The organism is Pedococcus sp. P2_E2 (assembly GCF_056403955.1).
The window spans coordinates 220,333-240,085 of the sequence record NZ_JBFUEM010000007.1 but is presented as its reverse complement, the minus strand read 5'-3'; the positions used below and the strand labels follow the sequence as shown (position 1 = coordinate 240,085).

Sequence of the window (19,753 nt, the reverse complement as noted above, 5' to 3'; positions counted from 1 at the left end):
GATGGGTTGAGCCTGGGGTCCCTGCCCTGCACCTTCGGCGGCAGCGAGAATCGCGTGCTGCTGTGTCGCGCGCGGAACAGACGGGCGCCCCGAGGGCCCTGACACTCGGACCATGAGGCTGAGACAGAAGGTCGGATGCGCGATTCATGGTCACCTGTGGGAGTACCGAGAGCTCGACGACTGGATCGTGTCCACCTGCCAGCGCTGCGGAACCGTCTTTGACCTTCCGGCCAGCGCGTACACGGAGGGAAAGCGGACCACGGGTGGCGACCCCGGTCGGGGCATACCTGGCGCCTGGATCGGGTTCATCCAGGACTTCGGATCCGGCGACTGTGGGGGTGGCGGTGGCGGCGATTGCTGACCGCACGGTGCAGGAGCCGGTGACCGCCCAGTGCGGGGCGCCGCGCAGTCGTCGTCTCCAGTGACATCGGCGCCAACCCGGTCCACCATGGAGTCTCCAACTGGAGCGGGTGCATGAGGAGGATCAGTGCTGTTCCACATCACGCAGGTTCACAGTCCTGAGCTTTGCCCCAGAGACGAGGGCGGCTCCAACTCGCTGTATGACGCCAGTGTCGAGGGGGTCACGCTGATCGGTCGCTACGGCGCGAACGCCCAGCACACGCTCTTCCTGGTCGTCGAGGCCGAGGACGTCAATGCTGTCCACAAGTTCCTCTGGCCTGGGTTCAAGCGCTGCACTAGCACGATCACACCGGTCAGCGAGGTCCCAGTTCCCAAGGAGTGACCGACACTGTCACGAAGGTCCCCCGAAGGGCGATCACCGCGGCTGGGGTCACCTTGGCGGCGAGCTTCGGGATGCTTGCGTTGATCCCGCTGCGGCAGTTCCGAGAGCTGGCGTTCGTCATGGGGTTGGGCGTCCTCATCGACGCGCTGGTCGTGCGGACGATCCTGGTGCCGGCGCTCCTCACGCTGCTGGGCGACGTCAGTGCCTGGCCGCGCAAGCTCAAGGGTGCGGCGGTCGCTCAAGAGGCCGCGGACCGCGAAGAGCGGTCTGCCGAAGCGAGTCGCTAGCCAGGCGGGGTGCACCGGCCCTTGGCTGGTGCAGCTGGCATCGCGAGAGTGACGCCCGCTGTGTAACGCGCAGCACAGACTGGCAGCTCGGAGATCCTCACACTCGAACCATGAACCTGAGAAATAGGGTCGGCTGCGCGATCCGCAACCACGTGTGGGAGCACCGAGAGGTCGAAGAGTGGGTGGTGTCCACCTGCCAGCGCTGCGGGACCGTCTCCGAGCTTCCGGCCAGCGCGTACTCGATGGGAGAGGTCAGCCTCGATGGCGACGCCGGCAGGGGCATGCCGGGTCTGTCGATGGGGTTCTTCCAGGGCTTCGGCTCAGGCGACGGTGGCGGCGATTTCTGAGTACAGCCGGTCAGCATCACGCGTGTCCTGAAGTTCGACCCCGGGACGGGGGCGGCTCCATCGAGCCGCCCCTGGACCGGTCCGGAGTCAGAGCTCCTGGTTGATCGACAAGATGTTGCCGTCGGGGTCCTTGAACCAGGCGCCCTTGACGCCTTCGATCTCGGCAATGCCGTCGACGGTCTTCAGCCCCGGCATGTCGTACTCCTCGAAGACGACGCCGCGGTCCCGGAGCTCAGCGACGGCCTTTTCCACGTCGTCCACGGTGAAGCCCATGTAGGTGCTCGCGGCCGTGCCGGCGAACCCAGAGGGATAGACGAGCACGAACGTCCCTCCGCCCCCGTCATACCTGACGCCGTCGGCCCTCGAGTCGATGGTCTTCAGGCCCAGGGTCTCGCCGTAGAACTGCTTCGCCCTCTCGATGTCTGACACCGCGATGGTCGGTACTGCCCTCAGTGGTTCGAACATTTCCACAACCTCCCCAGCTTCCGCGCAAGTGCGCCTCTTGGCGGGCCGGGCCGGGATCGGGGCGACGACCCTCTGAAACGCTACCTCCGAAGCCTCGCCCCCACCTGCGCCATTCGGGTGACCTGCGAGCGCCCCCTGGACGGCTTGTCGCTCGTGCCTCGTTCGTGGATGGAGCCGGTGACGGGAATCGAACCCGCGTGTCCAGCTTGGGAAGCTGGCGCTCTACCATTGAGCTACACCGGCACACGTCCCTCGGGAGCGACGTGAACACCGCCCGCGGGCGGTGCGGCAGGAAGTCTAACCGAACGCGCGCGCGAGACTGACGGCCGGCGGCATACCCCTCGCGTTAGTCTCTCTCCGTGCTGCTCAGCGACCGCGACATCAAGGCCGAGATCGACAACGGACGAGTCGTCCTCGAGCCCTGGGACCCCGACATGGTCCAGCCGTCGAGCGTCGACGTGCGGCTGGACCGTTACTTCCGGTTGTTCGACAACCACAAGTACCCGTTCATCGACCCGGCCGAGGACCAGCCCGACCTCACCCGCCTGGTCGAGGTCGACGCCGGCGAGCCGTTCATCCTGCACCCGGGCGAGTTCGTCCTCGGTTCCATCTACGAGACCGTGACCCTCCCCGATGACGTTGCCGCCCGCGTCGAGGGCAAGTCCTCCCTCGGCCGGCTCGGGTTGCTGACCCACGCGACGGCCGGGTTCGTCGACCCGGGGTTCACCGGTCACGTCACGCTGGAGCTGAGCAACGTCGCCACCCTGCCGATCAAGCTCTGGCCGGGCATGAAGATCGGCCAGCTCTGCTTTTTCCGCCTCTCCAGCCCGGTCGAAAACCCTTACGGCTCAGCGAAGTACGGCTCCCACTACCAGGGCCAGCGTGGCCCCACCGCAAGCCGTTCGTTCAAGAACTTCCACGTCACCGACGTCTGACCAACCTCGGGTATGCCGCGGGCTCACCGCCGCGGCATACCTCGCTTGACGTGTGGTGCGGTCGACGCGCCAGAGTGGGGGCATGACCGCTGACCTGAGAATCGCCCTGGGAGCCATGGAGTTCGGCACCCGCATCGACGAAGCCACCTCGTTCGCCCTGCTCGACCAGTTCGTCGACGGCGGTGGGGTATGGATCGACACGGCCGACTGCTACGCGTTCTGGCTCAGCGACAACGGGGCCGGCGGCGACAGTGAGGCGCTCATCGGCCGCTGGCTCGTCGCGCGCCCCGGCATGAGAGACCGGGTCAAGATCGCGACCAAGGCGGGCTGCGAACCCGTCGAGGCCGGCGTCTTCCCCGGTCCCACGACAGGCCTGTCCAAGGCGGCGATCGACCGCCAGTTCGAGGCGTCGCTGCGCCGACTCGGCCTCGACAGCGTCGACCTCTTCTTCGCCCACCGCGACGACCGCGAGGTCAGCGTCGAGGAAGTCGCCGAGACCCTGGGCCGGCACGCGGCGGAGGGCCGGATCGGGCGGGTCGGGCTGTCGAACTGGCCGGTCTGGCGGGCCGAACGGGCTCGCGCCCACGCCGAGAGCCAGGGGCTGCCAGGCGCCGACACCCTGCAGCTGCGCTACTCCTACCTCCAGCCCCGCCCGATGGTCCGCAACCGCATCCACGACCACCGGATGGGGTGGATCACCGACGAGACGATCGACTACCTCGAGGCCAACCCGCAGTGGGAGGCCTGGGCCTACAGCCCGTTGATGCAGGGCTCCTACGACCGTGACGACCGCGAGCCGGAGGAGGCGTTCGACCACCTCGGCAGCGACCGTCGCAAGGCGGCCCTGGCTGAGGTGGCCGGTGACCTCGGGGTGTCCCGTAGCGCCGTGGTGCTCGCGTGGATGGTCGGCGGCGACCCCGCCATCCGCCCGATCGTGGCCACCAGCCGCGCCACCCAGCTCGCCGAGGCACTCGACGGGGCGCGCCTGACGCTGACCGACGACCAACGCGCGGTCCTCGACGACGCCTGGTGAGCTCGGCAACCAGGCGAGCGGGGCCCGAAATCCGGAGCGCCGTCGGCTACGAAATACTGCGACCGTCCGATCCGTGAGGAGAACCCGTGCGCGCCCCCCGACTGCTCTGGCCCATCGAGGTCGACCAGCCGCGCGCCGTCGTGCTCGTCCTGCACGGCGGCAAGTCGCGCAGCCGCCGCCCTGTCCGCCCGTGGCAGGGAGCCGTGCTGCGGATGGCGCCGTTCGCGCGTGCCGTTGGTGAGGCCGGCGGCGGTGCCATCGCGGTGGCCTCGATCCGCTATGCCGTGCGCGGCTGGAACGGCGACCAGGCCAGTCCCCTCGCGGACACCCGCCTCGCCCTCGAACAGATCGCCGCGAAGTACCCCGGCGTGCCGATCGGCCTGCTGGGTCACTCGATGGGTGGCCGCGTCGCCCTGCACCTCGCTGACGACGAGCGCGTCACCGCGATCGTCGCCCTGGCTCCCTGGGTCGAAGCCAAGGACCGTGCCCGCTGGCACAGGGGGCTGCACGTGTTGTTCATGCACGGGACCCTCGACCGGATGACCTCGCCCCGAGCGTCGCGCGCGCTGGCGACGGCGATGGGAGCGCTGGGCGCCGACGTCACCTACGACGCGGTCGAGGGCGAGAGCCACGCCATGCTGCGACAGGCCGCCCGCTGGCACAGCGAGTCCGCGGCCTTCCTCGCCACCCACCTGCTGGCCCCCGATGGCCTCGAGGAGAACCAGCCCTGTCCGAGCGGCCCCGCCGAGGTCTAGCGATGCTCCGGCGTCGACACGGCATACCGCTCCACGATGCGCTCGGCGGTGGCGAGCTCGGGCGAGAGGTCACGGTCCTCGATGCCCGCGGGCAGGCTCTCGCACCGCGCGAACGCCTCGCCCAGCTCGCCCACCGGCGCCACGCCGCGCATCCGCAGCGCCCGCACCGTGCACACGAGCTCCACGGCGAGCATCCGTCGGTAGGCAGCAGTCGCGTCGCCCAGCCGCAGGGCCGCCTGTCCCGCGAAGCTCGCGTCGTCTTCGATGCCGGCCGACACCCCCGCGGTCTGCACGCTCGACGGCGTCGAGGCCACCCCGCGAATCGTCGACAACGCCGACGCCGCAACGTATTCCGCGATCAGCACCCCTGAGGACCCCATCGTGGAGTCGGACAGGAACAGCGGCAGCCCGCTGTCGGAGTCGGTGAGCGTGTGGCTGATCCGCGACTGCACTGCCTGCGCCGAGCGCGTCAGCGCCAGCAGGGTCGTGTCCACCGCCAGCACCAGGTATGCCGCGTGGAAGCCGCCGTGGTGCGTCACCTCGGCGACGTCCCCCGCACCAGTGAAGAGGGGGTTCTCGGAGGCGGTGTTCGCTGCGGTCTCGACCACGGCCTTGAGGTCGAGGATCGTGTCGAGGACCGGTCCGTGCACCTGGGGCCAGGTGCGCAGGCCGAAGAAGTCCTGGAGGTGAGCCGGCTCCCCGGGCTGGTCGGCCAACAGCTCGCGGAGCACGCGGATGACCTCGCGTGCCCCCCGGAACGGGGTCGCCGCTGCGGCCGTCTCGCTGATGGCCTCAGGATTTCCTTGTAGGGCAACGAAACTCAGCGCACAGACCGTGTCTGCTGCGCGCGCCAAGGCGTGAAGGGACGCGGCGTGCAGGCCCGTCTCGGCGATGGCGAACGCATTGGACGACATCAGCGGCAGGGCATCGGCGGAGGTGAGCTCCAGGTCCGCGCGGTGCCCGCCGCCGGCGCGCTCGCGCTCACCGATGAGGGCGAGGCCCACCTCGGCGAGGGCGGTGAGGTCCCCCGTGCCGAGCGAGCCGTAGCGGTGCACCACTGGCAGGTCCGCTGCTGGCGCGCCCACGAGATCGGCCAGCGCCTGCGCCAGCGCGGGGTTGGCGCCGGAACCGCCCGCGAGCAGCTGGTTGGCTCGCACTGCCAACGCCGCCCGGACCACCGACGACGGCATCTCCTCCCCCCAGCCAGCCGCGTGCGAGCGCAGCAGCCGCAGCCCGTGGTCGACCTTGGAGTCGGTGCTCTCGTCACGCGCGGCACCGACCCCGGTGGTGCGCCCGTAGACCGACCGACGTGAACTGACTTCTGCCGCATGGCGGTGCGAGCGCTCTGCCGTCTCCATGGCCGCCGGTTCGATCGACGCGGGGGCACCCTGGGCGGCGCGCACCAGCGCGTCGAGATCGAGGCTGTGGCCGTCGAGGTGCACGGGTTGCGTCACGCCGCCAAGTATCGCTGGTCGGTGTCGATTGTCGGTGTGCTGGGTTAGGTTGATCCGCATGATCGCCTTCGACGGTGTCACGAAGAAGTTTCCCGACGGCACTGTCGCCGTCGACCACCTCAGTTTCGAGGCACCCAGCGGCAAGATCACCGTGCTGGTCGGCCCCTCCGGGTGTGGCAAGACGACGTCCCTGCGCATGATCAACCGGATGATCCAGCCCACGTCGGGCACGATCACGCTGGACGGCAAGGACACCGGGCGGATGAAGGAGTCCGAGCTGCGACGCGGCATCGGCTACGTCATCCAGCACGCCGGCCTGTTCCCGCACCGCACCGTGCTCGACAACGTCTCGACCGTGCCGCGCCTGCTCGGCATGGACAAGACCGAGACCAGGAAGCGCTCCATGGAGCTCCTCGAGCGCGTCGGCCTCGACCCGGCGTTCGCCAAGCGCTACCCCGCGCAGCTGTCCGGCGGCCAGCAGCAGCGCGTCGGCGTCGCGCGGGCCCTCGCGGCCGACCCGCCCGTCATGCTCATGGACGAGCCGTTCAGCGCCGTCGACCCGGTGGTGCGCGAGCAGCTCCAGGACGAGTTCCTGCGGCTCCAGGGCGACCTCGGCAAGACGATCATCTTCGTCACCCACGACATCGACGAGGCCATCAAGCTCGGCGACCAGGTGGCCGTGCTCAAGGTCGGGGGACACCTCGCCCAGATCGCCGCACCGGCATACCTCCTCTCCCACCCGGTCGACGACTTCGTGGCGGACTTCGTGGGACGCGACCGCGGCTACCGCGCGCTGTCCTTCCAGGCGACGCCGCGGCTGCCGCTGGCAGCGGAGCGCACCGTCGGCATGGGCGAGCGCGTCGACACCATTGACGCCGACTGGGTGCTCGTGGTCGACGAGCAGAACCACCCGCTCGGCTGGGTCGAGCCGGGGCGCGTCAAGGGCGAGGTCCGCACCGAGCTGCTGCACCGCGGTGGCACCGTCGCGCGAGCGAGCGGACCGCTGCGCTCGGCCCTCGACTCCGCCCTGTCCAGCCCGAGCCGTCGCGGCGTGATCGTCGACGACTCCGGCGCACTGGTCGGCACCGTCCGGGCCCACGAGGTGCTGACCGCCATCGAGCAGACCGACCGGCCGGAGCTGCAAGACCCCGGCAAGCCGGGGGCGCCGGCGGCATGACCTGGTTCTTCGACCACCTCGACGAGGTGCTGAGCCGCGGGGTGCAGCACGCCTACCTCTCCGGCGTGCCCCTGCTCCTCGGGCTCCTCATCGCCCTGCCGCTGGGGTGGTTGGCGAGGCGCTACAGGGTCCTCTACGCGCCGTTCACCGCCGGTTTCGGGCTGCTCTACACGATCCCGAGCCTGGCCTTCTTCGTCCTGCTGCCGGCCATCACCGGCCTGCCGATCCTCGACTCGGGCAACGTGCTCATCGCGATGACCCTCTACACCGTCGCCCTGCTCGTGCGCACCGTCGCCGACGGTCTCGGCGCCGTGCCCGACCACGTCCAACAGGCCGCGACGGCGATGGGCTACACCCGCGTCAAGAGGTTCTTCGCGATCGAGCTGCCGCTCGCGGTGCCGGTCATCTCGGCGGGCATGCGCGTGGCCGCGGTGAGCAACGTCAGCATCGTCAGTGTGGGGACGGTCCTGGGCATCAACCAGCTCGGCCTGTTCTTCAGCGACGGGTTCAACCGTGACTTCTACGACCCGCTGTTCGTCGGCATCGCCGCCTGCATCGTGCTCGCCCTGGCCTTCGACGCCATCATCATCGTGCTGACCAAGGTGCTCACGCCCTGGCTGCGGGCGACGGGGGGCCGGGCATGATCGCGTCGAGCGTCATCAACCAGACCTTCTCGTGGCTCACCGACTCGATCAACTGGTCCGGGTCCGAGGGCATCCCGGCGCGGATCGTCGAGCACCTCTGGTACTCCGGCGTGGCGCTGTTGGTCGCGGCCCTCATCGCGATCCCGCTCGGACTGGTCATCGGCCACACCGGGCGCGGCCGGTTCTTCGTCGTCAACCTCGCCGGTGCTGCCCGGGCGATCCCCAGTCTGGGTCTGCTCTACCTCATGGTGCTGTGGCTCTTCCCCAAGCTCGCCGGCGACTCTGCCTTCCTCGTCCCCAGCCTGATCGTGCTCGTCGTCCTGGCGATCCCGCCGCTGATGGCGGGCGCCTATGCCGGTGTCGAGGGCGTCGACCCTGCCGCCCGCGATGCGGCCAAGGGCATGGGCATGACGGGCAGCCAGGTGCTGGCGAGGGTCGAGGTGCCCAACGCGCTGCCCTTGATCTTCTCGGGCTTCCGCTCGGCCACCCTCCAGGTGATCGCCACCGCCACCCTCGCGGCCGTGGCCGGCACCGGCGGCCTCGGCCGGTTCCTGATCGACGGGCAGAAGGTCAGGGACTTCCCGCAGATGGCCGGCGGCGCACTGCTGGTGGCCGTCCTCGCCCTGGTCGTCGACCTCCTGCTCGCGGTGGTGCAGCGGTATGCCGTGTCGCCCGGGCTCACGGGCCGGGCCGGCGGGCGGCCGGGCCGACGGTCCACCGGAGGGTCGACGGTGTCCAGCCAGCGATCAAATACCCCCCTCGATGTAGAGATTCAGGCGCCGCGGCGTACGGTGGATTCCCAGTCCAGTTGACCAACGGTAGGAGCGGTTTCGTGAAGTTCAGCAAGATGACCCTGACGATCGCCACGGCGGCCGCTCTGATGGCCACCGCCGCGTGCGGCAACTCCGGTGGCGACCCGCTCGCCACCAAGACGAGCAGCGGCAGCTCCAGCGCAGCCTCGGGCACCATCAAGGTCGGCTCGGCCGACTTCCCCGAGAGTGCCCTGTTGGCCGAGATCTACGCCGGGGCCCTCGAGGCCAAGGGCGTCAAGGTCGAGAAGAAGCTCAACATCGGTGCCCGCGAGGCCTATATCCCGGCTCTCCAGGACGGGTCGATCGACCTCATCCCCGAGTACACCGGTGTGCTGAGCCAGTACTTCAACAAGAACGCGAAGGCCACGGACAGCGAGGGCGTCTACACCGAGCTCAAGGCTGCGCTGCCGGCCACCCTCACGGTGCTCGACAAGTCGGCCGCCGAGGACAAGGACGCCTTGGTGATGAAGAAGTCCAAGGCCGACGAGCTCGGGGTCAAGTCGATCGCGGACCTCGCAGGCAAGTCCGACAAGCTCACGGTGGGTGGCCCGCCCGAGTGGAAGACCCGCTTGACGGGTCTGCCCGGCTTCAAGTCGATCTACGGCCTGGAGTTCAAGACCTTCCGTCCGCTCGACGCGGGTGGCCCGCTGACGCTGGCCGCCCTGAAGAACGGCCAGATCGACGCTGGTGACCTGTTCACCACCGACCCGAGCATCGCGGCCAACGACCTCGTGGCGCTCGAGGACCCCAAGAGCATGTATGCCGCCCAGAACGTCGTGCCGCTCATCACCAAGAGCAAGAGCAACGCGACCATCGAGGGAGCCCTCAACGCCGTGTCGGCCAAGCTCGACACGCCCACCCTGGCCGCCCTCCTCAAGGAGGTCGTGGTCGACAAGAAGGACGCCGACACGGTGGCCAAGGAGTTCCTGACGAAGAACAGCCTGAGCTGACCACTCGTCAGCCGTAGGACCCCGGACAGGATGAAGGCCGGGTGTGGTTTCCCCCCGGAAGCCACACCCGGCCTTTCGGCGTGACCCCCCGGTCCGCCAATCCCAGATCCGCCGCTTCGGGAGGTGCCCCTCCGCGCCTCCCGTAACGTCGGATCCAGTGATCTCCGTTGTCCACGAGAGTGCCCGGGGAGGGTCGAGGTCGGCATCAGTGAAACCACCGATATTGGCCAGCAGGTTTTCGATAGCCTGTCCGGATGCTGACTCCGTGCGTGGGTCGCGACGAGGATCTCGATCGCCTCCGACTTCTGCTCGGCGGCAGTCGGTGGGTGACGCTGACGGGCGCGCCCGGGTGTGGGAAGACCCTCGTGGCCCGGCACACTGCGAGCAGCGCTCCGGCCGTGGCCTGGGTCCCCGCCCACCGACACTCGACGACGGAGTCGCTCGTCACCGCGTGTCTCGATGCCCTCGATGCCGAGGTGGCTCCCGGTGACTCGCCGACGTTGGCGCTCAAGCGAGCCCTCGACGGTCGCGACACGTTGTTGGTGCTCGACGGCGTGGACGCGATCGAGGGGCTCGGCGAGGTGCTCAACGACCTCGTCGAGGACGCCGAGGACTGGAAGCTCCTGTGCACCGCGACGACCGTGGCGGGGCGGCCCCATGAGCAGGTGATGAAGCTGCCACCGCTGCCCGTGCCCTCCGCTCGGGGGGCGTTGGAGGGTCCGGCGCTCGAGCTGCTGCTGGCCCGAGTGGCCGCCGCTGGGGGGCACTCCGTCGACCTCGACAAGCACGACGCCATCCTGCGGCGGTTGTTGCGGGCCAGTGGAGGTCTGCCCTCGCTGGTGGAGCAGCTGGCCGTCCAGATCGCGCTCATCGGGGTCAGCGACGTCCCGCCGGTCGGGACCCTCGCCGAGGCCGTGAGACGGTCCTACGACCTGCTCGACGTCGAGCAGCAGCAGTGCTTCCGGCGACTCGCCATCATCGGCCGCCCGCTCGGGCTCGATGTCCTCGCGGACGTGTGTGGCGTCAGTCGGCCCCAGGCCGTCCAGCTCGCGTCGGCCCTGGCTCGGCGCAGCCTCGTCGAGGTGAACCCCGACGGGAGCTTCGACCTCCTGCCACCGATGCGGGAGGTGGGTCGCGCCCTCGCCGAGGCCACGGACGATGCCCAGGAGTCGCTGACCGGCCTGCTCGCCTGGGCCGACCGGGTCATTCCGCAGGCCGTCAACGAGGGGTCCGCCGATGCGCCGTTCCTCAACCAGCTGGCCCTCGTCGACACCGCCGTTCGACAGGCCTGTGCCGTCGAAGCCACCCGGCCGCGCGGCTACGCCATCGCCAACCGGGCCTTTCCGTCCCTCTCGGCCGCCATGCGGGCCCGGGAAGCCCTGGACATGATGGACGCTGCACTCTCCAGCGGCGACGGGCCGCCGATCATCGGCTCGCAGCTGGCCCGCCGAGCCGGCATCTGCGCGTCAGAGGTGCGCGGCACCTACGAAGGGCTCCGCCTGCTGCACCGCTCCGAGGAGCACGCGAGTGCCCTGGACGGACCGATGCGCGACGTCGAGCTGGCCCGCACCGCGGCCATCCGCGCCGAGATGCACCTCGACGCCGGCGACCTTGCGGCGGCGCGCGCCGATGCCGAGCGAACCCTCGCCCTGGGCGGCGACGACCCCTACGTCATCCGTCAGGTGCGACGCACCCTCATGGACGTCTTCGTCTCGGCAGGCGACTTCGCCGAGGCCGAGAAGCTGGCGACTGTCATCGTGGACTCGCCTCCCCCCGACGAGGTGTGGATCGCGCTGTCCGCACGCACGATGCAGGCCAAGATCGCCTGGGAGCAGGGGCGCCTGGTCGAGGCGGCCTCGTTGGCCCTGTTCGCCCGCACCCAGGCCGAGGAGATCCGCGAGGACCGCATCGCGCTGCTCGCCGACACCATGCACCGCATGGTCTCGGGTGAGCCGGGCCTGGCCGTGGACGCCGAGACGCTGCCCTGGGCCGTGCGCCTGGTCGTCCAGCTCCAGGACGCCCGCGAACTGTTGGCGGCCGGCGACGTCAGCCGGGCCACGGGAAAGGCCGCCGACATCGTCGTGCTCGCGGACAGCAGCAAGCTGGGACGGGACGCGATCGAGGCGAGGCTGCTCGTGGCCGACGCCCTGATGTCCCTCGGCGAACCCGGGCAGGCGCAGGCCTCCTACCTGTCCGTGCTGCGGCGGGCGACCGAGGTCCCGATGCCGTTGCGGGCTGCGGACGCGCTCGACGGCCTGGCGGCGATCGCCGCGGAGACGGGCACGGCGGCATACCGGCCGGTTGCGGGGGCCGCGGCAGCGCTGCGCGTCAGTCGCCGCGCCGTGGGCCGCGACCGCCCGGGCGTCGTGTATGCCGCGGGCGCGATTCGCGACTGTCCCACCGGCTGGCTCGAGCGCGGTCAGTTCACCGCGCAGGGTGTCGCCGCGGTGACGGCCCTGTGCGCCGGTCAGGTCGCGCCCGAGGCGTCGTCCTCGCCGCTGCACGTGTTGACCAAGGCCGAACGCGGCGTCGCCGAGCTCGTGGCCGAGGGGCTCACCAGCCGGCAGATCGCCGAGCAGCTGTTCGTGTCACCACGCACGGTCGATGCCCACCTGTCGCACATCTTCCGCAAGCTCGAGATCGCCTCGCGCGCCAAGCTCGCGGCCCTGATGGTCGAGATCGCCTGAGCATCCGCCTGCGGTCGCGGCTCCGAATGCCTGCCGTGCCGGACCTCACCTATCGCCTCGTCATCGGGCTCTGCCGCGGGTTGTTCCGCGCGCTCGACCTGCGGATCACGGTGTCCGGTGCCGATCGCCTCCCGGCCAAGGGGCCGGTCGTCGTCGCCGCGAACCACAGCAGCTTCCTCGACTTCATGTTCGTCGGACTGGCCGGGGCGCGACGGGGCAGGCTCGTGCGGTTCATGGCCAAGGAGTCGGTGTTCCGGTCGCGGCTGTCCGGTCCGCTGATGCGCGCGATGCGGCACCTGCCGGTCGACCGTGCGCACGGGGAGCTCGCGGCCCGACAGGCGCTCGGTGCCTTGCGGGCCGGTGAGGTCGTGGGGGTCTATCCCGAGGCGACGATCGGGCGGGCGTTCGTCGTCAAGGACCGAGCGGACTTCCGGCGGGGCGCGGCCTACCTCGCCCTGGCGACCGGAGCGCCGCTGGTCCCGGTGGCGCACTGGGGGGTCCACCGCATCTTCACCGTCGACGGCCGCTACTCACTGCGTCGCGGCAAGGCCGTGGACGTGCTGGTCGGCGAGCCGCTCGTGCCGCTGGTGGGGGAGACCGCGGAGGCTCTCACCCGCCGGTTGCACGAACGGCTGGCCACCATGGTCGACGAGCTCGTGGCGCGCTATCCCCAGCCGCCGAGCGATCTGGCCGGCGCCTGGTGGTGGCCCGCCTCACGAGGTGGCGGGGCGCCGACCGTCGCCGTCGCGCGGGAGCTCGACGAAGCCGCTGTGCGCAGGGCCGACACGCCCCGCTGACACGCGTATGCCGCGGGGCTGGCCCCGCGGCACACGTCACCTCAGGCGACGGGCTGCGGCTCGGGGTCCGGTGTGGGCTCGGGCTCGATGGCTTCGGGCGCGGCCGACTGGGGGTCGTCGCGGCGCTTGACCGCGGCGAGCAGCATCTGGGCCACGTCGACGACCTCGACGTCCTCACCCTTGCCCTCGGACTGGGCGGCGGTGAGGCCGTCGGACATCATGACGCGGCAGAAGGGGCAGCCGATGGCGATCCGCTCCGCGCCCGTGCTGATGGCCTCCTCGGTGCGGTTGGTGTTGATCCGCGTGCCGAGCTTCTCCTCCATCCACATCCGGGCACCGCCGGCGCCGCAGCAGAACGACTTCTCCTTGGTGCGCTCCATCTCCCTGAGCTCGACACCGGGCAGGGCGCCGATCAGCTCACGTGGCGGGGCGTAGACGCCGTTGTGCCGGCCGAGGTAGCACGGGTCGTGGTAGGTCACGGTGGCAGCGGTGGAGGCGACGTCCTTGTTCGACGACTTGCCCGGCACGTCGGCGGGGCGGGCGACGGGGACGAGCTTCTTCTCGCGGACCAGCCGGTTGAGCAGCTGGGTGTGGTGGACGACCTCGTACTTGCCGCCGAGCTGCGGGTACTCGTTCTTGATGGTGTTGAAGCAGTGCGCGCAGGTGACGACGATCTTGGTCGCGCCGGCCTCGTTGAGGGTCTCGACGTTCTGCTGGGCGAGCATCTGGAAGAGGAACTCGTTGCCGGCCCGTCGGGCGGAGTCACCGGTGCAGGACTCGCCGTCGCCGAGGATCGCGAAGGTCACCCCAGCCTGGTCGAGCAGCTCGGCCACCGCGCGGGTCGTCTTCTTGGCACGGTCCTCGTAGGCGCCGGCGCAGCCGACCCAGAACAGGTAGTCCACGTCGTCGGCGGACTCGACGTCCTGGCCGAGGATCTTGACCGGGAAGGGCAGGTCCTTGGCCCAGTCCAGCCGCGCCCGGGCCGCCATGCCCCACGGGTTGCCCTTGTTCTCGAGGTTCTTGAACAGGCCTCCGAGCTCGTTCGGGAACGCCGACTCGATCAGCACCTGGTAACGGCGCATGTCGACGATCGCATCGACGTGCTCGATGTCGACCGGGCACTGCTCGACGCAGGCACCACACGTCGTGCAGGACCACAGCACGTCCTGGTCGATCACCGCGTCGGGCCCGTGCGGGTTGTAGGCCGCGAGGGGGTTGGTGATGTCGTAGCCGGTGTCGCCCACCAGCGGCACCTCAGCAAGCTTCGCCGCATCCTCGCCCAGGCCCTCGCGCTCGGACTCGGTGGCCAGCAGCCATGGTGCCTTGGCGTGCGCGTGGTCCCGCATCGCCATCACGAGCATCTTGGGTGACAGCGGCTTGTCGGTGTTCCAGGCCGGGCACTGGGACTGGCAGCGGCCGCACTCGGTGCAGGTGGTGAAGTCGAGCAGCCCCTTCCAGGTGAAGTCCTCGACCTTGCCGACCCCGAGCGCGGCGTCCTCGTCCATGTCCTCGATGTTCTCGAAGTCCACCGGCTCGCCCTTGACCATCATCGGCTGCAGCTCACCCAGGGAGGTGCGGCCGTCGGCGTGCCGCTTGAGGAAGATGTTGAAGAACGCGAGGAACCGGTGCCACGCCACACCCATCGTCGGCTGGAGGGAGATGGTGATCATCCACGCGAACGAGATGAGGATCTTCACCGCCGCCACCACGACGACGACCTTCTCCAGCGTGCTCACCGAGGCACCGTCGAAGAATCCGCCCAACCAGCCCGTCAGCGGGTAGTGCAGTCCGTTGGCGTGCCCCACCGCGGTCGTGCCGGTCGTCCCGCCGAGCTTCTCCAGCGCGTACTCCAGCGCTCGCAGGGTGATGATGCAGATCGTCACGCCGAGGATGGTCAGCTCGACGTAGTACGCCTGCCACCAGGTCGACCCGAAGAAGCGCGAGCGACGCCCGCCCTCACCGGCGGCCGACCGCGGGTGGTTCTTCTGCCGGATCACCATCAGCGTGACGATGCCGACCAGCCCGGTCCAGGCGAAGAACTCGGTGACCCACTCGTACAGGAAGAAGTGCCCGATCAGCGGGAGCGTGAAGTCAGCCTTGACCAGCTGGCCGAACGCGTTGAGCAGGGTGAAGAACAGCACCCCGAAGCTGATCATCGTGAACCAGTGCGCCACCGCCACCACCGGCAGTCGCGACATCCGGGTGTGCCCCAGGAACTCACGCAGCAGCGTCACCGTCCTCGTGCCCTTGTCACCCGTGCGGGTGCCGTCCGGCTGACCCAGCCGGAAGACGGACAAGAACTGACGGATGACCCGTGCGAACAGGGCGATGCCCACGAGGGCAACCACTCCACAGACGACGAGCGCGACGATCTCGAGCGCAGACATGGCGTCACTCTACTGGCCGGTAAGCGACTGCTTACCGGATTGTGAGCGGGCTCAAAGGCGAGTCGTATGCCGTGCGCGTCGTTCGCGACGCCCGGAGGGTGAGAGCGCGTTGCCAGATTGCATAACGATCTGTTGGAATACGCATAACGTCTGGTTCGCTGAACAGGACGAACGTCCACGTCCGCGCGCACGGCAGGCACGCGGCATACGAACGCAAGGAAGCGCGCATGCCCATCTATGACGACGTCACCCAGCTCATCGGCAACACGCCCCTGGTGCGGATCAACAGGTTGATCGACAGTGAGGCCACCGTCGCCGCGAAGCTGGAGTTCTACAACCCGGCCTCGTCGGTCAAGGACCGCATCGGCGTCTCGATCATCGACGCGGCCGAGGCGGCCGGTGAGCTCAAGCCGGGCGGCACCATCGTCGAGGCCACGTCGGGCAACACGGGGATCGCGCTGGCCATGGTGGGTGCGGCCCGCGGCTACAACGTCGTGCTCACGATGCCCGAGACGATGAGCAAGGAGCGCCGCGCGCTGCTGCGCGCCTATGGTGCCGAACTCGTCCTCACGGAAGGTGCGCTGGGCATGAAGGGCGCCGTGGCGAAGTCCGAGGAGATCGCGGCCGAGCGCGGCGGAATCCTCGCTCGCCAGTTCGCCAACGAGGCCAACCCCGAGATCCACCGCAAGACGACGGCCGAGGAGATCTGGAAGGACACCGACGGCCAGGTCGACATCGTCGTGGCGGGCATCGGCACGGGCGGCACCATCACCGGGGTCGGACAGGTCCTCAAGGCTCGCAAGCCGGGAGTGCAGATCGTCGCCGTGGAGCCTGCTGAGTCGCCGATCCTCAACGGCGGCGAGCCCGGTCCCCACAAGATCCAGGGGATCGGCGCCAACTTCGTGCCCGAGATCCTCGACCGCACGGTCTACGACGAGGTCATCGACATCAACGCCGAGACGGCGGTCGAGTGGGCCAAGCGCGCCGCAAAGGAGGAGGGCCTGCTCGTCGGGATCTCCTCGGGCGCGGCTCTCGCGGCAGCCGACCAGGTCGCCAGGCGCCCCGAGAACGCGGGCAAGACGATCGTCGTCATCATCCCGTCGTTCGGTGAGCGCTACCTCTCGACGATCCTCTTCTCCGACCKGCTCGACTGACCGACCCGACCCAAGGTGGCGCTTCTTCCGTGACCCTCGCCCTGTATGCCCGGCGCGCGCGCAGCCGCATCGTCGACGACCTCGACGCCGCGATCGCCCGCGACCCCGCCGCGACGTCGCGCGTCGACGTCGCGCTGAACTCGCCTGGGCTGCATGCCATCTGGTCCTACCGGTTCGCCCACCGCCTGTGGTTGCGCGGCGGCTGGGCGAAGCCGGTGGCCCGCGTCGTCATGACGGTGGTGCGCTCGGTGACGGGGGTCGAGATCCACCCGGGTGCGGTGATCGGTCACCGGTTCTTCATCGACCACGGGATGGGTGTCGTGATCGGCGAGACGGCCGAGGTGGGAGACGACGTGATGCTCTATCACGGCGTCACGCTGGGCGGTCGTTCGTTGCAGCGTGTCAAGCGGCATCCCACCGTCGGGTCGCGGGTCACGATCGGGGCCGGAGCCCGCATCCTGGGTCCCGTCTACATTGGCGACGACGTGCAGGTCGGCGCGAACTCCGTTGTGGTCAAAGACGTTCCGGCTGGCGCGATTGCCACGGGGATCCCCGCGGTCATCCGGTTCCCGCAGGGTCACGAAGATCCCTATGAGGCGATGTTCAAGGATCCGGCCCTCTGGATCTGAGCGGGTTCCGGCCGCCAGTCGGTGCCGTAGAGGCAGAACGCCCCAGCGCCCGGGTGCTCGGTGAGCGTCGCGGCCAGGGCTTCGGACGCGGAGTCGCCGTCGGCCAGGTGGCGGTGGTAGCTGCCCATGGCGTCGGCAGCCGCAACGTCTGACACCGGTGCGACGGGGGCGACGACACTGCGAACGCCCAGCGCCATCAGCGCGGCCGTGAGCCCCAGGGGCTCGTCCCCGGGGCGTGGGTCGAGCCGTCCCACATCACACGCCGACAGCACGACGTGGTGTGCGGTCGCCCGTCGCGGGAGCTCGTGCGCGAAGACGGGGCCGTCGGCCATGTGCAACGAGGAGAACCACGGGCTCTGACGCTCGTGGGTGCCGTGCGCCGCCACGTGCACCAGGCCAGCGCCGGACAAGGCGTCACGGACGGTCTGCGCCGTCGCTCCCTCGTGACGGGTCACCAGGGCACCGACCCTCTCCCAAGCCGTGGTCACCGCGGCCGCCTCGGCGGCGGCGCGGTCGAGCCTCGGCCCCGTCAGCGTCGTGACCCGGAGCCGCTCCGCCGGGACCGCGTCCGCCGCGAGGAGCGGGGTGGACCAGCGGGTCACCGACGGGGCGATCGTGACCGGACGGCCCGCGAGGCTGGGCAGCATGCCCCAGGGCACCGCCATCAGGGTCCGCCCCGGCACCACGACGACAGGCCCCTCGGCCAGCTCGACGTCGCCGAAGAGCTGCTCGTCGAGCGCGGCCAGGGAGCCCGCCACCGCTCGGCCGACGGCCGCCTCCAGCGCTGGGTTGGTGGCGGCGAACGCGTGCGCGTGCAGGTCCCGCGTGAGTCGGTCCGCCAGGGCGGCGACCTCGGCGGCCGGTCCCACGTGGTGCAGCCGGGTCCCCCTGGGCGTCACCACCAGGACGTACTCCTGCCCGTCCTGCGCGACCCAGACCAGGGCCTGTTCGCCACGGGACCCGAGCAGGTCGCGAGTGACGGCATGTCCGACCGGGGCCACCGCAGCGGCCACCCCGCCGGCCTCGGCCCGTGACCAGTCCAGGCGGCTGACCTCCCACTCGAGCTCGGCGGCGCGGGCGCGCTGGCGGGCGCCCTCCTCGCCGGGGGCGGCTCCCTCACGACGGGCCTGGCGCAGCTCGGCGACCAGCTCGGCGGAGCGCCCGTCCTCCGGTGTGGACAGCAGGGGCAGGCGGTGGGACACCGCGCGCCAGCGCTCCACCGCGTCGAAGACCCGCACGGGCGATCCGCTCGCGAGGGCGTCGTTGACGTCGAAGTCCGCGATCCGGTGACCGTGCAGGGCCAGGGCCGAGCGGATCTCGACGCTCTGGCTCGGTGCCTGGCGCCCGGTCAGTCGGTGCATGGCCGAGCGGACCACTCTCCGGGAAGTGGCTGTGTCGCCTTGTGCCGCAGCCACTTTCGCGATGAGCAGGCGGTCGTGCATGTCGGCGGCGAAGCCCTGGCGCACACGCCCCCTCAGCCGCTGCACGGCATACCCGGCCTGGTCGACGTGTCCTCGCAGCAGCAGCGCCTCGACGTGCACCCGCGCCGCGAGGCGTTCGTCGGGCATGACCGGCCGGTCGACGCCAGACCAGGGCGCGAGGGTGCGGTCGAGACCGCGGGGCACGACCCCCTCCGTCACGGCGACCCAGGCGCGCAGCAGCGCGGCGCTCCGCTGGCGCTCGCTCGCTCCCCTGGCGCGAAACGCGACCACGGCGGCGTCGAGGTGCTCGCGCGCGGTCGCGAGCTCGTCGCGCAGCAGTGCGGTCGTCGCGAGGTCGAGCCGGAGGTCGGCCTCCTCGAGGCGGTGGCCGTCGCGCCTGGCCTCGTCGAGCGCGCGGGTCAGCGTCTCTCGCGCCTGGTCGAGCAGCCCGACCTCGAGCAGGACCAGCGCCAGGTCGTGCTGAGCCCTCACCCGGCCGACCTGCACGTCCATCTCGTCGGCCTCGCGCATCAGACGGATGGCCTCCGGGAGCCGGCCCGCGTAGTACTCGAGGCAGCCGAGGTTGTGGCGGACCTTGAACTCCTGCTCCACCAGGCCGTGCTCCACGCTGACCTCGAGCGCGGTCATCAGATCGGCACGAGCGGGCCCGAGCTCGAGCAGGGAGAGGTGGGCCAGGCCACTGTTGATCCGGGCCGCGACCTCTTCACCGGGGGCGAGCAGCCCGTCCGTGTCGCCGAGCCTGCTGAGGGCGCTGAGGGCCGACCGCCAGTCCTGGCAGGAGACGTGGACGACGGCCTCCTGGATCCAGCTCAGGGCGCGCAGGCGGGCGGAGTCGCTCTGCTCACGGGACTCCGCCAGCATCGCCAGGGCCTGGTCCAGTCCGTGCAGCGCCAGGGTCGGCCAGGCCAGGGTGATGAGGAGCCGCGCTCGCGTCGACACCCGCTCCTCGCCGTCCAGGCGGTCCGCCAGCACGAGGGCGCGCCGCAGACTGCGCTCGGCGTCGCGGAACCGGCCGATCTCGTTGAGGTTCCGAGCTCGGGCCAAGAGCTCGGCGAC

18 protein-coding genes and 1 tRNA gene are annotated in these 19,753 nt (G+C 70.2%); 14 read left to right on the top strand and 5 right to left on the bottom strand.

Going from position 1 to position 19,753, the window contains the following annotated elements; translation table 11 throughout:
- The first annotated feature begins 487 nt into the window (after positions 1-487).
- The 3 genes from AC1DWR_RS16575 to AC1DWR_RS16565 all read left to right on the top strand — a co-directional run bounded on the left by AC1DWR_RS16575 (position 488) and on the right by AC1DWR_RS16565 (position 1,376).
- The gene (locus tag AC1DWR_RS16575; RefSeq protein ID WP_477614384.1) at positions 488-742 is read left to right on the top strand and encodes a DUF3303 domain-containing protein; all 255 of its coding nucleotides are present in this window, start codon (positions 488-490) and stop codon (positions 740-742) included.
- Complete coding sequence (locus AC1DWR_RS16570) at positions 739-1,029, top strand: MMPL family transporter (protein WP_477624825.1); 291 nt, start codon at positions 739-741, stop codon at positions 1,027-1,029. Before AC1DWR_RS16575 ends, AC1DWR_RS16570 begins: the two co-directional genes overlap by 4 nt.
- Before the next feature lie 110 nt (positions 1,030-1,139).
- Positions 1,140-1,376 carry a hypothetical protein gene (locus tag AC1DWR_RS16565; RefSeq protein WP_477624824.1) on the top strand — a complete coding sequence of 79 codons (237 nt, stop codon included), beginning with the start codon at positions 1,140-1,142 and terminating at the stop codon, positions 1,374-1,376.
- A gap of 87 nt (positions 1,377-1,463) precedes the next feature.
- On the opposite strand, the gene AC1DWR_RS16560 is transcribed toward AC1DWR_RS16565, so the two are convergent.
- Both AC1DWR_RS16560 and AC1DWR_RS16555 read right to left on the bottom strand, forming a co-directional pair.
- On the bottom strand, positions 1,464-1,841 hold the full coding sequence (locus AC1DWR_RS16560; protein WP_477624823.1) for a VOC family protein: 378 nt from the start codon (positions 1,839-1,841) through the stop codon (positions 1,464-1,466).
- A gap of 169 nt (positions 1,842-2,010) precedes the next feature.
- A tRNA-Gly gene (locus tag AC1DWR_RS16555) sits at positions 2,011-2,084 on the bottom strand.
- A 116-nt stretch (positions 2,085-2,200) separates the two neighbouring features.
- On the opposite strand from AC1DWR_RS16555, the gene dcd reads away from it, so the two are divergent.
- The 3 genes from dcd (at position 2,201) to AC1DWR_RS16540 (ending at position 4,564) form a co-directional block, all read left to right on the top strand.
- On the top strand, positions 2,201-2,776 hold the full coding sequence (dcd, locus tag AC1DWR_RS16550; RefSeq protein ID WP_477614412.1) for a dCTP deaminase: 576 nt from the start codon (positions 2,201-2,203) through the stop codon (positions 2,774-2,776).
- An 82-nt stretch (positions 2,777-2,858) separates the two neighbouring features.
- Positions 2,859-3,809, top strand: a complete 951-nt coding sequence (locus AC1DWR_RS16545; protein ID WP_477624822.1) for an aldo/keto reductase — start codon at positions 2,859-2,861, stop codon at positions 3,807-3,809.
- 86 nt (positions 3,810-3,895) lie between these two features.
- Positions 3,896-4,564, top strand: coding sequence for an alpha/beta hydrolase (locus AC1DWR_RS16540; RefSeq protein WP_477624821.1), 669 nt, complete (start codon positions 3,896-3,898; stop codon positions 4,562-4,564).
- Here the strand turns inward: AC1DWR_RS16540 and AC1DWR_RS16535 are convergent.
- Positions 4,561-6,018 carry an aromatic amino acid ammonia-lyase gene (locus AC1DWR_RS16535; RefSeq protein WP_477624820.1) on the bottom strand — a complete coding sequence of 486 codons (1,458 nt, stop codon included), beginning with the start codon at positions 6,016-6,018 and terminating at the stop codon, positions 4,561-4,563. The genes AC1DWR_RS16540 and AC1DWR_RS16535 overlap by 4 nt on opposite strands.
- 58 nt (positions 6,019-6,076) lie before the next feature.
- Between AC1DWR_RS16535 and AC1DWR_RS16530 the strand changes: the two genes are divergently transcribed.
- From AC1DWR_RS16530 to AC1DWR_RS16505, 6 genes are all read left to right on the top strand, one after another.
- The gene (locus tag AC1DWR_RS16530; RefSeq protein ID WP_477624819.1) at positions 6,077-7,195 is read left to right on the top strand and encodes an ABC transporter ATP-binding protein; all 1,119 of its coding nucleotides are present in this window, start codon (positions 6,077-6,079) and stop codon (positions 7,193-7,195) included.
- The gene (locus AC1DWR_RS16525; protein WP_477624818.1) at positions 7,192-7,839 is read left to right on the top strand and encodes an ABC transporter permease; all 648 of its coding nucleotides are present in this window, start codon (positions 7,192-7,194) and stop codon (positions 7,837-7,839) included. Before AC1DWR_RS16530 ends, AC1DWR_RS16525 begins: the two co-directional genes overlap by 4 nt.
- Positions 7,836-8,651, top strand: a complete 816-nt coding sequence (locus tag AC1DWR_RS16520; protein WP_477614419.1) for an ABC transporter permease — start codon at positions 7,836-7,838, stop codon at positions 8,649-8,651. The genes AC1DWR_RS16525 and AC1DWR_RS16520 overlap by 4 nt, the downstream gene beginning before the upstream one ends.
- Before the next feature lie 20 nt (positions 8,652-8,671).
- A complete protein-coding gene (locus AC1DWR_RS16515) occupies positions 8,672-9,601 on the top strand; it encodes an ABC transporter substrate-binding protein (RefSeq protein ID WP_477614420.1) in 930 nt (309 codons plus the stop codon).
- A gap of 254 nt (positions 9,602-9,855) precedes the next feature.
- On the top strand, positions 9,856-12,288 hold the full coding sequence (locus AC1DWR_RS16510; protein ID WP_477624817.1) for a LuxR C-terminal-related transcriptional regulator: 2,433 nt from the start codon (positions 9,856-9,858) through the stop codon (positions 12,286-12,288).
- Positions 12,289-12,323: 35 nt separating this feature from the next.
- Positions 12,324-13,085: a lysophospholipid acyltransferase family protein gene (locus AC1DWR_RS16505; protein WP_477624816.1), complete on the top strand. Its 762-nt coding sequence runs from the start codon at positions 12,324-12,326 to the stop codon at positions 13,083-13,085.
- Positions 13,086-13,126: 41 nt separating this feature from the next.
- Here AC1DWR_RS16505 and AC1DWR_RS16500 read toward each other — a convergent pair whose 3' ends face one another.
- Positions 13,127-15,472, bottom strand: coding sequence for a (Fe-S)-binding protein (locus tag AC1DWR_RS16500; protein WP_477624815.1), 2,346 nt, complete (start codon positions 15,470-15,472; stop codon positions 13,127-13,129).
- A 227-nt stretch (positions 15,473-15,699) separates the two neighbouring features.
- On the opposite strand from AC1DWR_RS16500, the gene cysK reads away from it, so the two are divergent.
- On the top strand, positions 15,700-16,626 hold the full coding sequence (gene cysK, locus AC1DWR_RS16495) for a cysteine synthase A (RefSeq protein ID WP_477624814.1): 927 nt from the start codon (positions 15,700-15,702) through the stop codon (positions 16,624-16,626).
- Between the two features lie 29 nt (positions 16,627-16,655).
- The gene (gene cysE, locus AC1DWR_RS16490; protein ID WP_477614425.1) at positions 16,656-17,255 is read left to right on the top strand and encodes a serine O-acetyltransferase; all 600 of its coding nucleotides are present in this window, start codon (positions 16,656-16,658) and stop codon (positions 17,253-17,255) included.
- Here the strand turns inward: cysE and AC1DWR_RS16485 are convergent.
- On the bottom strand, positions 17,216-19,741 hold the full coding sequence (locus AC1DWR_RS16485; RefSeq protein WP_477624813.1) for a CHAT domain-containing protein: 2,526 nt from the start codon (positions 19,739-19,741) through the stop codon (positions 17,216-17,218). The genes cysE and AC1DWR_RS16485 overlap by 40 nt on opposite strands.
- Positions 19,742-19,753: the final 12 nt, after the last annotated feature.